At 62.8% G+C, this 14,379-nt stretch carries 12 protein-coding genes; 7 read left to right on the forward strand and 5 right to left on the reverse strand.

The genetic code is table 11. The features are described from left to right. The first annotated feature begins 473 nt into the window (after positions 1-473). Together parA and JMY28_RS29945 are read left to right on the forward strand one after the other, a co-directional pair. Positions 474-1,136: a ParA family partition ATPase gene (parA, locus tag JMY28_RS29940; protein WP_201699531.1), complete on the forward strand. Its 663-nt coding sequence runs from the start codon at positions 474-476 to the stop codon at positions 1,134-1,136. 24 nt (positions 1,137-1,160) lie between these two features. After that, on the forward strand, positions 1,161-2,240 hold the full coding sequence (locus JMY28_RS29945; protein WP_201699532.1) for a ParB/RepB/Spo0J family partition protein: 1,080 nt from the start codon (positions 1,161-1,163) through the stop codon (positions 2,238-2,240). A 134-nt stretch (positions 2,241-2,374) separates the two neighbouring features. On the opposite strand, the gene JMY28_RS29950 is transcribed toward JMY28_RS29945, so the two are convergent. Then, positions 2,375-3,733: a replication initiation protein gene (locus JMY28_RS29950; RefSeq protein ID WP_201699533.1), complete on the reverse strand. Its 1,359-nt coding sequence runs from the start codon at positions 3,731-3,733 to the stop codon at positions 2,375-2,377. Positions 3,734-5,612: 1,879 nt separating this feature from the next. On the opposite strand from JMY28_RS29950, the gene JMY28_RS29955 reads away from it, so the two are divergent. Beyond that, positions 5,613-6,818: a DNA-binding protein gene (locus JMY28_RS29955; RefSeq protein WP_201699534.1), complete on the forward strand. Its 1,206-nt coding sequence runs from the start codon at positions 5,613-5,615 to the stop codon at positions 6,816-6,818. A gap of 106 nt (positions 6,819-6,924) precedes the next feature. On the opposite strand, the gene JMY28_RS29960 is transcribed toward JMY28_RS29955, so the two are convergent. The 3 genes from JMY28_RS29960 to JMY28_RS29970 all read right to left on the reverse strand — a co-directional run bounded on the left by JMY28_RS29960 (position 6,925) and on the right by JMY28_RS29970 (position 9,172). Continuing rightward, positions 6,925-7,917, reverse strand: coding sequence for a tyrosine-type recombinase/integrase (locus JMY28_RS29960; RefSeq protein ID WP_236597108.1), 993 nt, complete (start codon positions 7,915-7,917; stop codon positions 6,925-6,927). Between the two features lie 95 nt (positions 7,918-8,012). Then, positions 8,013-8,420: a DUF2471 family protein gene (locus tag JMY28_RS29965; RefSeq protein WP_201699536.1), complete on the reverse strand. Its 408-nt coding sequence runs from the start codon at positions 8,418-8,420 to the stop codon at positions 8,013-8,015. Positions 8,421-8,518: 98 nt separating this feature from the next. Then, a complete protein-coding gene (locus tag JMY28_RS29970; protein WP_201699537.1) occupies positions 8,519-9,172 on the reverse strand; it encodes a helix-turn-helix domain-containing protein in 654 nt (217 codons plus the stop codon). A gap of 130 nt (positions 9,173-9,302) precedes the next feature. Here JMY28_RS29970 and JMY28_RS29975 point away from each other — a divergent pair, with 130 nt between their 5' ends. Both JMY28_RS29975 and tdh read left to right on the forward strand, forming a co-directional pair. Next, on the forward strand, positions 9,303-10,502 hold the full coding sequence (locus JMY28_RS29975) for a glycine C-acetyltransferase (RefSeq protein ID WP_201699538.1): 1,200 nt from the start codon (positions 9,303-9,305) through the stop codon (positions 10,500-10,502). A 17-nt stretch (positions 10,503-10,519) separates the two neighbouring features. After that, the gene (gene tdh / locus JMY28_RS29980; RefSeq protein ID WP_201699539.1) at positions 10,520-11,551 is read left to right on the forward strand and encodes an L-threonine 3-dehydrogenase; all 1,032 of its coding nucleotides are present in this window, start codon (positions 10,520-10,522) and stop codon (positions 11,549-11,551) included. Between the two features lie 13 nt (positions 11,552-11,564). Here the strand turns inward: tdh and JMY28_RS29985 are convergent, their stop codons facing one another. After that, positions 11,565-12,179: a YceI family protein gene (locus JMY28_RS29985; RefSeq protein WP_236597116.1), complete on the reverse strand. Its 615-nt coding sequence runs from the start codon at positions 12,177-12,179 to the stop codon at positions 11,565-11,567. A gap of 267 nt (positions 12,180-12,446) precedes the next feature. Here JMY28_RS29985 and JMY28_RS29990 point away from each other — a divergent pair, with 267 nt between their 5' ends. Next, positions 12,447-13,271 (forward strand): AraC family transcriptional regulator, encoded by an 825-nt coding sequence (locus JMY28_RS29990; protein WP_201699541.1) that lies wholly within the window; start codon positions 12,447-12,449, stop codon positions 13,269-13,271. A gap of 177 nt (positions 13,272-13,448) precedes the next feature. Further along, complete coding sequence (locus tag JMY28_RS29995) at positions 13,449-14,336, forward strand: DMT family transporter (RefSeq protein ID WP_236597109.1); 888 nt, start codon at positions 13,449-13,451, stop codon at positions 14,334-14,336. The last annotated feature ends 43 nt before the right edge of the window (positions 14,337-14,379 follow it).

The raw sequence follows: 14,379 nt of genomic DNA on the forward strand, positions 1-14,379 counted from the left end.
AGGGGAGTGGTGGGCGAGCCTCGGTGAGGCCGGGGAATCATCGTGATTTTACCGGGGGTGGGCTGATAGGCGTTTGAAGTCTCGGTCGAGAAAGGCCTGACTCCTTTACCAGGTTTGCTGCCATGTGGCCGCGCAAGGGATTCGCGGTGAGGTCTCTCGGTCACGCGCTTGTGAGAGGTGGAAAGGCGACGGGCGTGGGGCTGACTTTATGCGCATAAAGAGCAGTGACGCACGCGCGGTTATCTTTCGGTGCGCGTGCTATTCATCGATGTGCGCCACGCATCGGAGGCGTCGTCGAGGGGACGCCACAACCGCACGCGACCGCTTCACAGCATCTCCATACCTTCGCGCCAGCTTTATGCGCATAAACCTAGTCCGAATGGCTAATTCGGCTGCGAATTCCGCCAAAAATCATTGAACTGAAAAACATTCCAGGTAAAATCCCAAGCTAATAGCAAAAAGGAGAATACCAATTGGCAGCAGAGATAATCGCAGTCACGCAACAAAAGGGCGGGGTCGGTAAGAGCACGATCGCGATGCATCTCGGCGCGGCCTTCCACGAAAAGGGGAAGCGGGTGCTCGTCGTGGATGCGGACGGCCAAAACACGCTGATCCATTGGGCCAGCGCGTCAGCCGATGGTGACAGCGGCATCCCGTTCCCGGTGGTCAATCTCTCCGAGGCCGGTGGCCAGATCCACCGGGAGATCAAGAAGTTCATCAACGACTACGACGTGATCGTGGTGGACTGCCCGCCGTCGATCACCGAGAAGGTCTCCGGCGTGGTGCTGTTGGCCGCGACCGTCGCCGTCATTCCGACTTCGTCCTCTCCGGCCGATTACTGGTCGAGTGTTGGTCTCGTGAAACTCATCCAGCAAGCCCAGGTCATGAACGAAGATCTGCGCGCCGTATTCCTGCTGAACAAGACCGAAGAGAAGCGCATGCTCACACGCGAGCTGAAGCGCGCCCTTGAAGAACTCGGTTTCCCACTGCTCAGAACGCAGATTCCCACACGTGAGGCGTACAAGCAGGCGATGGCATTGGGCCAGACGGTTCTGCAAATGAACGACCGTGGCGCTCGCCTTGCCGCAGTGGAAGTGCGCGCATGCGCCGACGAAATCGCGGCGATGCTCCCCTGACTTTATGCGCATAAAGGACCCTGAATGAAACCCTCCCAATTCGCCAAAGGCTTTCAGGCTCGGCCTGATACGACGAGCAGCGAAAAGCGCACGGCACTCGACCGCCTCAACGCCATCGACGGGCTCGTCGAGGACAAGCCAAAAACGCGAGAAGTTGCTGGGCGCTCGAGTCAGCCTGCCCTTGTGACTGGCTTCGAATCTGCGGCCGAGACCGTTCTCGACGACGCGCCCGGCCTCGAGAACGAGTCGGCCGAATACCACGCCTGGCGAGTCGCACACGGCTACCGTCCGGGGCAAATCATCGAGTTGCCGCTCAAGGACATCAAGCCAAGCCCCTTCAATCCGCGTCACTTTTATCTGAAGGCCTCAATCGCAGAACTGGCTGTCAATCTCGCGAAGCAAGGGCAGCAGCAGGCAATCCATGTGATTCCCGACTACGCGGCGCCGGGCAGCTACTACGTGAGCGATGGCGGCCGTCGCGTGCGGGCACTGAAAGAGGCGAACAAGGAAGTCGTCAAGGCGATCGTCGTCGATCTGCCGATCGGCATTCAGAGCTACAAGCTCGGTTACGACCTGAACGTTCAGCGCGATTCGCAAACCGTGTTCGATAACGCGGTAGTGTGGAAGCGATTCATCGACGAAAAGCATTTTCAGAGTCAGCGTGAGCTTGCCGATCACCTCGGCCTCGACGAATCGACGGTTGCGGTTGCGCTGTCGATCGGCAAGTTGCCGGAATTGGTCATGCAGGAAATGGTGGCGCGCCCGGACCGGTTTGGCTCGAACATGGCCTATCAGGTCGGGCGTTATCACGGCGCGCGCGGGACCGACGCCACACTGCGTCTCATCAACCGCATCGTTGCCGACGACCTCAGCACGCGTCAGGTAGCGGATATCGTGAAAGGCCGCGCGAGCGCGCAGGAAAGCCCGAAGCCGGCTGGGCGGCAACGCTACGCGCAACGGCTGGAGATCAAACTGGATGGTGTGGCCGTCGGTGACCTGAAGTCGTACGGGGACGATCGGCTCGAGTTGCGCCTGAAGGGACTCGCGAAAGATCGACGCGACGCGATCCTTCAGCAGATCGAGCAGATTTTAAAGACGAAATAAGTTTGGAAAATTTGTCGACGGCTGCCATATATCAGGCAGGCCGTCGATGATGGGACCGGATCGTTCGCCTCGCAAATCGGCCAAACGGCCTCACCACCACCGCCGCATTGCGCGGGCCGGCCCGCACATGACGGTCAGGCCGCGCGAGTCTGGCCCAGCGTGAACGCGAGCAAATCGCCGTCGGTTGGTTCGCCCCAGGTCTTGCGCGCAAGCCAGTCAAAAAACGCCGTATCGGCCAGCTTCGATTCCAGCCCGCGACGACGCCAGTCATCGCGCAAATGCGACCCCAGCCCCGGCAGTTCATCCGTCTCGAACGACTGACGCGCAAGCTCGCGCTCCATGTCGCCCTGCTCCTCGTAGAGCGAGCGTGCTTCCTTGCGCCGATAGGCCGCGTATTCATCGAGCAGCCGCGCCTTCCGGTCGTCGGCTGCTACCGCTGCCGCCGCCCCGCGGCCAACGGCCGGTGCGGCGTCCGCCGCAGTCTCGACCGGCGGCGCATAGCCCTTCTTCAGCGCGTCCTTGAACAGCGCCGCAGCGCTGCGCACCGGCGGCAAGCTCGTGCTGCGCATACGCTGCTCGGTCAATTGCAACGCGGCGCGAATGCGGTTTTCTTCGCTGTCGGCGTAAAGGGACTGCGCCTCCTTGAGCGGAATACCGATCTTCACCATGCGGTCGACGAGCGTGCTGTCGAACACATTCGGATGCTCGTCGAGCGCAAGCATCGGCTGCTTGCGCTCGGTCACGCGAAACTGGATTTCGGCGACACGGCGGCCCTCGCGATGCTCGATCAACTCGACGAAGATGTTCGTCACCGCGTTGACTTCGGCAATCGCGGGCCGCAAGTAATCGCGCTTGAAATATTTGTATTCGCGTTTGGCTTCGTCGCCGGCTTCGGTGTCCGGAGTACCGGAAAGGATCGGGCGCCACCACTCCCACGTCTCGCGCATCGTCAGATGGCTGGGGTTGGTCAGATAGCGCACGCAGATCTCGTAGAGCGCAAGCCCGGCACTGCTGCGCAACTGGCTCTGGAACTGCAGGCTCAGACGGGCGTACTGGACCGGATCCAGCAGCTTCTTCTTGATCTTCGGCGCGAACGAGAACTCCACCCAGACGCGGCGGGTTTGCGGATCCTCAAGAATTTCCGCGTCCGCAATCAGCGTGGAAATACCCCACTTGCGGCCGGGCTTCTGGCTCGACGTGCCCTGGCTCCACTCGACCTGCACCGACACCATACGTCGCAGGTGCTCTTTCACGAGCGCCGTATCGTTCGAATCGAACGCCGAGTTGGCTACGATGTCGGAAAGCAGCGCACGGTAGGTATCGCCAGACTCGTCGGCCTGCTGGGCGACGGCCAGCAGGACGTTGAACAGCTTGCGGGTCAGCAGGGTGATCTTGCCGCTCTTCGGCTGGATCGCGATCGCCTCGACGGCCTTGCGCAATTCCGCCGAGCTGGGGCTTACCACATCGGTCTTTTTCACGCGCTTCGTGGCCATGCGTCGGGTCGAGGAGAGAATTTCGCGAAAGGATACCGTCTGTGGTGATAGGCGTCTATAGGGCCTCTCTCACCATTGCCGGTGATGCGCACATCGCGCGCACCGCTCACCGCGACACCTTCCCGTATTGCCTCACCTTTGACCAGACGCCCATCCAGCGGGGCGCTTTGCGTCATGCACGGTCCGGCCCGATCCCACATTTCCGCCGGTGTGCCAAGGGTCGCCAACTATTCCCGTATCGGCTCACCTTAAAATATTTTCGTGCGGCCGGTGAGAAAAGTCCGTCGTTGGCAGCCAAATTCCAGACTCTCGACCGGTCTCTGGCTAAACGATCCCCTGCGATGCTATCGCGCTGCAGCAAAACACGGCGCGGCACTCGTGTAAGACCGGCATAAAGTCCAAATTGTGTGGGCAAAGGCTGGCTGATACGGCGATCGAAGGTCCAAATTGTCGAGGGTTCGCCAATGCGCGCCCCGACGTATCCCGAAAAATCTCACCTGTTGCCGCGGCGGCTAGACACATCGATCCGCTCCGAAAGGCCGTCGCTGCGGCGGCCAGACGACAGCAACTCCCGAAAATTCTCACCTTTTGCGTCCAGGTGCGGTTGCGCTGCACCGTCGCGGCGCCTCCCGTAAACTCTCACCACTCATGGCATTGGAAAGAAAAAACCAATGGATTCCGTGACTTATCCACACGCGTGGCAGGTCTGAGAATGTACTGTCGACTCCCGAATTACCTCACCTCACGCGAAGACAGAACACGCGGACAAATGCGCGCTTGCCGAAAGAGCGCTCCTGAATAATCTCACCCAAGCAGGATTTCAACCGAGAGAAACACCATCCGTACCCGCGTAATCTCGGCGTCTGCGGCGCAGTGAACGCCAACTTTCTCCCGAATTTTCTCACCTTGGGTATGAAATCTGCAGAAAATGGCCCCCGAAAAGCCTCACCTTATCCATCCGGGACCGGGCGGACGCCGCTGGTTTCGCGGCACTGCGGAAATCTCCCGAAAATCCTCACCTTGCGCCGCGGAAAGTCCCCGGGAACCAGCTGTAAGCAGCGGGGAGATCCACCCGGATCGCATGCATGCCCCCGAAAAAGCTCACCTTTGGACCCTCAAGGTCCCCATTTCGCCCGATTTCGGGCTTTGGCTCCCGAAAAACTTCACCTTCGATCTGCATTTTTTCCCGATACCTCTCACCCCAAGCACTTTAGCCCCTCGATTTAGCCGAAAAATGGCGCGAATCGCCGCTCCCGAACCCGCTCACCGTTGCATTTTCCGTAACACCGCAGCCGAGCCCCGCTACGCGTGACCTGCCCGTCCGCGGCCTCCCGCATTGCCTCACCCTTGCCGGGAAGTCAAGAATCGCCCCGCTCCTGAACCCGCTCACGTCCTTTCCTGCAGTGGCTCACCGGCGTTCCCGAAGCCCGTCACCCAACTTTCCCGCAGGCACTCACCCAGGGTCCCGTAAAGCTTCACCTGAACGGCCGGAAAGCCCCACCAGGTAAGGATTTGCCGTGGCGTTAACGTTTTTAACCGGTATCAAGGGTGTTTACTTTTATATCTCTCAAGCAAGAATTCCCCTGCGAGCTACCCGAGATATCCACATTCCAATCCAACCGCCCGAGGAAGTTCTCGGGCCCGCTCGCGTGAAACAACGGATAGCCGTAAAATCAAGCCAAAAACTCGCGCGTTTACAAGGGCTTATGAAACAAACTTCGATTTGTTTCACGGAAAGACCCAGCAACGCTCACCTGGCACCGACAGAAAACCGTTGCGGAACGCGATTTGGCCACCTCCGGCAATCTCGACGCTCAAAACGTAGCAAATAGAACGTAATTTGTTATTATCCGTCCACTCCCCTGCCGAGAAGACGAATATGCGAGACCAGGACCGCCAGGCAATCCGCGAAGAAATTGAAAATTTGCGCAACAACGGAGCACGCAGGCAGGAGCTTTCCTTACATGCCTGCAAACGCTTGTTCTTCGATTTCGAAATCAAGCCTTCGATGGCGGCTGTCCGTGAGTTGACCCAGACGGGCAGTGCGAGCGATATCCCGAAAGACATCGAGCTGTTTTGGCAGCGCATTCGCGCGACGTCAAAAGTGCGTGTGGGGGCTGGGGCAATTCCGCCCGCACTGGAAGAACGCGCCGGCGAACTGCTTGGCGCGCTTTTCGAGGAAGCGCTGGCGCTCGCAGGCGATGCCCTGCAGGCCGAACGCACGGAATTCGAAGCCGGTCGGCTCAATGCCGAACAGGCGACCCGGGAGGCCGAAGCTCGCCGCTCGGCCGCCGATGAAATGCTGCAACGCAGCGAAGCACGCGTGGAAGCGGCCTATGAGCGGGTGCGCGAACTCGAAAGCCAGCTTGCCGCGGCGTCCGCGCAGGGCGCCGCAGCGTATGGCACCCGCGACGTGCTGGTACAACGTCTGGAAACGGAAAACGACGCTCTGCGCAAACGGGTCGAGGCGGAACAGACGACCAACGCCGGTTTGCGCGATCGCATCGACGCCTTGCACGAAGACATGCGCAAGAGCACCGAGCACTATGCGCAACAGATCAAGGATGCGCTCGCCGAGGCCGAACGGCGCGTCAAGCCCATGCTGGTCGAACTGGACTCCTTGCGCTCGATGTCGTCGACGTGGCAGGCGGCGCAGCGCGATGCCAGCAAGAAGGAATTCGATTTCATCCAGCAATTGGCGACGGCAAAGGGCCGCGCCGACCGGCTCGACGCCGTGCTGCGCGAGCGATCCGACGAAGTGGACGCGCTCACCCGGCAGGTCACGGCGTTGCGTGGGCAGCAAGGCCTCGACGCGTCGGTCGCGGCGTTGCTCTGTTCACTCGCCGGGGCGGGCCGGCTAGGCGAAACCGAGCTGGCGAGCCTTGGCACTTCGGTCGATGGACACGTTGCGTTGCCTGCGCGTTGTCCTAACTGTCACGAAGGGGAACCGGAGTTGTCCAAAGTGGACGATGGTTTCGAATTCACTTGCCCAGAGTGCGAGCACACCTCGGGGACGGGGGTGTCGAAGTTTGCGGCGTACGCGCGCTTCATGGCAGGCAAGCATTCGCACGAACAGGCTTCGTGAGCGCTGACTGGACCAGGCGTGAAGTCAGCCTGGCCTGGATACGTGAGCTTTTACGGGAGCCGCGCCCGCGTCCGGCGAGAGCCCGATCGCCCGCCAACGCGGCGTTTCACGCCTCGTCGCTTTCCGCTGAAGCGTGTTGCGTCGCCTCGCGTTCCGCCCACGTTTTCCATGCGCGATGCAACCGCCCCGCGGAGATCGGCTGCAGGAAGCCGAGCCACTGCCCTACCTGATCGGTATCCACGCCGCGCTCGAACAGGTCCGCTGCGAAAGTGTTGCGCAAGGTCTGCGGACTCGCGCGCTCGGCGCGGGTTTCGGCCACGCGCGCTGCTTCCATCAATGCGTCGATGGCGCGCAACACGGTGGCCTTGTGCATGGGGCGCCCCGAAGGCGAGCCCGGAAACACCAGCTGTCCAGGCAATCCGGCGAGCCGGCGCGCTTCGAGCCAGGCGCCAAGTACATCGACGGCAAATGGCGTCAGTCGCGTGACGCGCGTAAACACCGGGTTGGCGGCTTCGATCGTGACCGATTCCGAGCCGATCGCCACGCAGTCGAGCGTGAGCGCGATGGCGTCACCCGTTTTCAATCCGCCTCCCAGAAAGATGGCGACGAGCGCACGGTCTCGGCGTTCACGCCATCGTTTCGCGGCAGAGGGCTCGACGAGCGGCGAAAACAACTGACCGATGATCGCGGCGCGTTCATTGGGCGTAAGGAAGCCAGTCGGCTCGTTCTCGCGCGCGTTGCGCCACGCGGCTTCGCCGTCCTGGGCGATGAAGCGCGCTGGGTTCGTGGAGGCAAGTTCGATTTCGCGCACGTGATCGAGCACTCGCTCGATGAGTCGCAGATAACGCAGCCGCTGCGGCTTCTTCACGTCGAGGCTAGCGACGAATTCGGCGATCGTGCCGGTATCCACGGTCATGATCGTCTTGCGTTTGAGCGCGAGCCATTCGAGAAAGCGTCCCCATTGCACGCGATAGACCTCGGCGGAGGAACGGCGCAAATCCTGCGAGGCGAGCCAGGCGTCGAACGCGGCGGCGGGGTCACGCTGCCAGTCTTGGCGTTGCTGGTCGAAGAGGTCGCGTGAGGAAGTGGAGGACGCCATCTCTATCATTCCGTTAGTTGCGTTACGAGGTCATTATAGCGATAGCAGGATCATCGCGCTGCAATCGTTCCGTGCAACGCGTCCCCTGCATGCGATCAACCACCCCAGCCCCTGGCACGCCGCATAGCGTCGTTGCGTCTTGCCTGTTGGCGCGATGCTTCCGCGCATTGCGCGGCACGTTCATAGGCCGAGACCGCGAACGCGAATACAGCTGGCAGCGCGTTGGATTGCCCGAAGTCGACTGTTTCGTCGGTTTCCGGCCAGGCAAGGTCGCCTGGCCGTTGAAAGAGGCCAAGCATCAGGGCGTCGTGGCGGCTGGCGAAGCCGAGATCAGCAAGCGCTTCTGCCTCGATGGCATGCAGCAGTCGCCAGGTGAGCGGCACCAGCCGTGCGATATAGCGCTGCGCGATGTTGCGCACGATGAGTTCGAGGTCGCGTGCGGCAGCCTGAAAGCGCAAAGCCGCCAGATCGTGCTCGCGCCGCAGTTCGGTTGGGAGGGACATTGACGTCTCCAGTCGGACTTTCACTGTATAAATATACAGTAGTCGGACCGATCGCGCAGCATCGTCCATTCGGCCAGCGCTAGCGGTGAGGCGGGCTGTCAGCCGTGAATCACCACCAGCAGTGCGCGCGCCTCGCCCTTGCCTGCGTTGCGGATCGCATGCGGCTGGTCGGCGATATAGCGCGCCGTGTCTGCGGCCTTCAGGCGCTGCGTGGCGCCAGCCGCTTCGACCTCGATGCTCCCCTGCAACACCGTCAGATGCTCGCGCGTGCCCGGTTCGTGCGCGGCCGAAACCAGCGCCCCGCCGGGCTTCAGCGTCAGCTCGTACCACTCGAAGTTGCCGGCTAGCTCGATCGGCCCCCATACGCGTAACTGGTAACCGGCGTCGTGACCGTGCAGCGTCGGGATGTCGTGCGGCCCGGCGACCGCGATCGCCTCGGGCGCCTTCGGGGCCGCAAACAGCGAATCGAGCTTGACGCCCAACGCATTCGTGAGCCGCCAGGCGACGGCAATGGTCGGGTTCGCCTTGTCGCGCTCGATTTCCGATAGCATGGATTTTGAGACGCCCGCGGCGCGCGAGAGGTCGTCGAGCGTCATCTTGCGCTCGGAGCGCAGCCGCTGGATCTGCTCGCCCACGCGCGGCGGCGTGGTGGCTGGTACGGCCGATGCAGGCAGTGCGCCAGTTGCGGCCGACGCGGGCGCGTCAGAAACGACGTTCGCCGGTGCGGCGCGCGGTTTGCGGGTGCTTGCCATTCACGGCCTCATCGATTAGAGTGCGTTCGACATATCGAACTTGGGTTCGAAATAACGGAAATTTTCGCCAACAGCTGACGGCGACTATAGCAAACTGCGGCAAGCCGCAGCTATGTGAGGAGCACGATTCATGCGTACCCCGTATCTCGACCACTTGCGCGCGACGCTCGACCAGATCCGCGCAGATGGCTTCTACAAGAACGAGCGCGTGATCGCCACGCCGCAGTCGGCCGATATCCGGCTAGCGGACGGCAGCGACGTGCTCAACTTTTGCGCGAACAACTACCTCGGCCTCGCCAATGATGCGCGTCTCATCGCCGCCGCCAAAGACGGCCTCGAGCGCGACGGTTTCGGCATGGCGTCGGTGCGTTTCATCTGCGGCACGCAAACCGTGCACAAGCAGCTCGAAAGCGCGCTCGCCACGTTCCTGCGAAGCGAAGACTGCATTCTCTATTCCAGCTGTTTCGACGCGAACGGCGGCCTCTTCGAAACGCTGCTCGGTGAAGACGACGCCATCATCAGCGACGAACTCAACCACGCGAGCATCATCGACGGCGTACGCCTTTCGAAAGCGCGCCGATATCGCTACAAGAACAACGATCTTTCGGATCTCGAAGCAAAGCTGAAAGAAGCCGATGAAGCCGGCGCACGCTACAAGCTTATCGCCACCGACGGCGTGTTCTCGATGGACGGCATCATTGCCGATCTCAAGGGCATCTGCGATCTCGCGGACCGCTACGACGCACTCGTGATGGTCGACGACTCCCACGCGGTGGGCTTCATCGGCGAACATGGGCGCGGAACGCCCGAACACTGCGGCGTTCTCCAGCGCGTGGACATCATCACCGGGACGCTTGGTAAAGCGCTGGGCGGCGCTTCGGGCGGCTATATCGCGGCGAAGCAGGAGGTGATCGACCTGTTGCGCCAGCGCTCGCGTCCCTATCTTTTCTCGAACACGCTTACGCCGAGCATTGCCGCCGCTTCGCTTGCCGTGCTCGAACTGATTGCTAGCGACGAAGGCGCGCAACTGCGCCGCCGCGTGCGCGAGAATGGCGCGCAGTTTCGCCGCGAAATGAGCGCGCTCGGCTTCACGCTCGTGCCCGGCGAGCACCCGATCATTCCCGTGATGCTCGGCGACGCACAGGTCGCCACGAAAATGGCCGACGCGCTCCTGCACGAGGGCGTCTACGTAATCGGCTTTTCGTATCCCGTCGTGCCGAAGGGCCGCGCGCGCATTCGCACGCAGATGAGCGCCGCGCACACGCCCGAGCAGATCGGGCGGGCCGTAGAGGCGTTTGCGCGCGTAGGCAAGCAGCTCGGCGTGATTTAACAAGGATTGCGAATCAAATGAAAGCACTTGCCAAACTCGAACGCGCGCCCGGCCTCACGCTCACGCGCGTGAAGAAGCCCGAAGTCGGCCATAACGACGTGATGATCAAGATCCGCAAGACGGCGATTTGCGGCACGGACATCCACATCTGGAAATGGGACGACTGGGCACAGAAAACCATTCCGGTGCCGATGCACGTGGGCCACGAATATGTGGGTGAAATCGTCGAGATGGGCCAGGAGGTGCGCGGTTTCCAGATTGGCGACCGCGTGTCCGGCGAAGGGCATATCACCTGCGGCTTTTGCCGCAACTGCCGCGCGGGGCGGCGCCACCTGTGCCGCAACACCACGGGCGTCGGCGTGAACCGCGAAGGCGCGTTCGCCGAGTATCTCGTGATTCCGGCCTTCAACGCGTTCAAGATTCCGCCCGAGATCTCCGACGATCTCGCGGCGATCTTCGATCCGTTCGGCAATGCCACGCACACAGCGCTGTCGTTCAACCTCGTGGGCGAGGACGTGCTGATTACGGGCGCGGGGCCGATCGGCATCATGGCCGTCGCGATCGCGAAGCACGTGGGTGCGCGCAATGTCGTCATCACGGATGTCAACGACTACCGGCTCGAACTCGCACGCAAGATGGGCGCGACGCGCGCCGTGAACGTTTCGCGCGAGTCGCTGCGCGATGTGATGAACGAACTGCACATGACCGAAGGCTTCGACGTGGGCCTCGAAATGTCGGGTGTGCCGAGCGCGTTCACGGCGCTGCTCGAGTCGATGAACCACGGCGGCAAGGTCGCGCTGCTCGGCATTCCGCCCGCGCAAACCGCCATCGACTGGAACCAGGTGATCTTCAAGGGGCTGGAAATCAAGGGCATTTACGGCCGCGAGATGTTCGAGACCTGGTACAAGATGGTCGCGATGCTGCAGAGCGGGCTCGATCTTTCGCCCCTCATTACGCACCGCTTCAACGTGGACGACTACGAGAAGGGTTTCGCGGCCATGCTCTCGGGCGAGAGTGGCAAGGTGATTCTCGACTGGACCGCGGCCTGAACGCGCGGCGGTTTTAGCGCGGTTGTTCCAGCACCGGCTGCTCGAATTCGGCTTCGATGCGCACGTCGATCTCGTCGCCCACGGCGGGATACCAGCTCGTCAACCCGAACGCCGAGCGGTTGAAGTGGCCCGTAGCGGCGAAGCCTAGCGTGGGCTGCTTCGTGAGCGGATTCGGCGCATAGCCGTTCAAGGTGACGTCGAGCGTGACCGGCTGGGTCGCGCCGCGTATCGTGAGATTGCCCGTGAGCGTGCCGCGCCCCTCGCCCGTGCGCGTAAAGTGCGTGCTCGTGAAATGGATCTCCGGATAACGTTGCACGTCGAGCATCTGCGGGCCTTTCACCATGGCGTCGAGCGCGCTCACGTTGGTGTCGAGGCTCGTGGCGTCGATCACCGCGTCGAGCGTGGCCGTTTCGAGGCCGCCCGCCGTCCAGTCGAGCGTTGCCTGCGCGCGGTCGAAGCGCATGACGAAGCGCGAGTAGTGGAAGTGATCGACGTCGAATATGACGCTCCAGTGATGCGCGTCCATCGCGTAGCGACCCGCTGGTACGTCGGCTTCCGTGCGGCTTACGCTGTGCGTGACCACGCGCAGCGGCGTGCACGCGGCGAGGCTCGCTGCACACAGCGCCATGCAGAAGGCACGGCGCGAGCCGCGAACGAGGCGCGCAAGCGACACAGACGGCTGGTCTTTCATTTCTGCTCCCTGAACTCGTCGACACTGATATGTGTACGTTTGACGGCGTGCGTTTCTTCCATCCGGTTCGCGAAGCATATCGCGACGGGGACGGATCGCAATTGTCCATTCAGGACTGCCCGTCCGGGTCACGCGCACATTGCGCGCCGCGCGAAACTCGGGTTTCATACGCCCATTGGAGCCCGAAGCGCGGAGAGCCGATCCATGCCAGCCACGAACCACGCCGTGCGTTTTCACGCCACGCTCGTGAGCGACGTCGACGCGATGACGGCCGCGACCGTGCGCTCGTTCGGGCGTCACACGCACGACCAGTACGGCATTGGCGTAATCGATCGAGGTGGCCATGTCTCGCTGAGCGACGCGGGTCAGGTCGAGGCCGTGCCGGGCGACCTCATCCTCGTCAATCCGGGCGAGGTGCACGATGGCCGCCCGCTCGACGCCGCGGGGCGCACGTGGCGCATGCTGTATTTCGAGCCGCGCTGGATCGACGCGCTGCAAGCCGACATCACACAGGGCGGCGACGCTGCTTTCGCACTTCACGCGCCGGTGATCAGCGAGCCGCGTTTGCGCGCGCTGTTCGATGCGGCCTTCGCCCATGTCACTGACGAAAACGGTGACCTCTCCCACATGGCGTTCGACGCCGCCGCGCTCGAAGTCATGACGCGGCTCGTCAAGGCGCTCGGCCACCGGCGCGCGCTCGCGCGGTGCTCGCCGGCGTCGCTTGCGCGCGTGCGCGACATGATCGACACCGATCCGGCCCAGCCGTTCTCGCTCGCGGAACTCGCGCAGGCGGCGGGGCTGAGCCGTTTCCAACTCCATCGCGGCTTCCTGCGTGCGTTCGGCGTCGCGCCGCACGGCTACATCCTGCATCGCCGCGTGGCGCTCGCGCGGCGTCTGCTCAAGGCGGGCACTGCCCCGGCGCAGACCGCGCTGGCCGCCGGTTTCTGCGACCAGAGCCACCTGAATCGCGCTTTCGCGCGCCAGTTCGGTGTTTCGCCGGGGCGCTACCGGCTCGCGCGCGCAGCATGAGTCGCATGCGCCTGCCGCGCTGACGCACAACGATCCAAGACGACGCGCCGTGGTAGGCATATACAGGCGTATCACCACGAGGAGCGCTCCATGTCGATACGATTGCCGTCGCGCGAAAGCGCGCGGCGCTTAACCCTCTCGCCCCGATCCGTAGCCCATTGGCAATTGACAGCGGCCATGCTTACCGTGGGCAGCACGGTCATTGCTAGCAAGGCCATCGGCGCCGGGCTCGATCCCCTGACCGGCACCGCGCTGCGCTTCGCCTTTGCTTTGCCGGTCTTTCTGCTGCTCATGCGTCTCACGGGCACCAGGTTTCCGCGTCCTGGCCTGCGCGACGCGCTGTTGCTCGTCGCGCAGGCCGCCATAGGCAGCGTCGGTTATACGGTCTTGCTGATCGCGGGCACGCAGCGGACCTCCGCGAGCGACGCCGGCATCATCCTCGGCACGCTTCCCGCCGTCTGCGCGTTGACGGCGGCGCTGGTGCTGGGCGAGCGGCTGCGCGCGAGTACCCTCGTTTCGGTGACGATCGCGAGCCTCGGCGTGGCGATGGTCACGCTCGCGCCCGGAGAGCACCGCGAAGGCGCGCGCTCGCTCACGGGCGACGCAATGATACTCGGCGCAGTCGTGTGCGAAAGCCTGTTCGTCCTGCTAAACAAACGGCTTTCGCGGCCGTGGCCGCCGCTCGCGCAGGCTAGCGCGATGACAGGAATCGGCTTCGTCGTATCGGGCGTGTGCGCGCTACCCGGCTGGCTTGGCGCGACCCACAGCGTGCCGTTGCATGCCGTGCTCGGCGTGGCTTATTACGCGCTCGTGCCGACAGTCGGCGGATTCTGGCTCTGGTACGCGGGTGCGGCGCGTGTGCCAGGCGGCGAGGCCGCGGTCTTTACGGCCGTGGCGCCGGTGTCGAGCGTGGCGCTTGCCACGGTGCTGCTCGGCGAGCCGCTGACTCCCACGCGCGTACTGGGCCTCACGCTGGTCGTGGCCGCCGTGTTCGCGGTTTCGGGGCGTGCGCTTTGGGATCGCATAAGCGCGCTGCGCAGCACGCGCAACAGCAAGGTATCTTGACTTGGGAGAATGATCGTTCTACATTGCGAGCTTGGAGAACGTT

This window comes from Paraburkholderia hiiakae, from assembly GCF_904848665.1.
Lineage (GTDB): Bacteria > Pseudomonadota > Gammaproteobacteria > Burkholderiales > Burkholderiaceae > Paraburkholderia > Paraburkholderia hiiakae.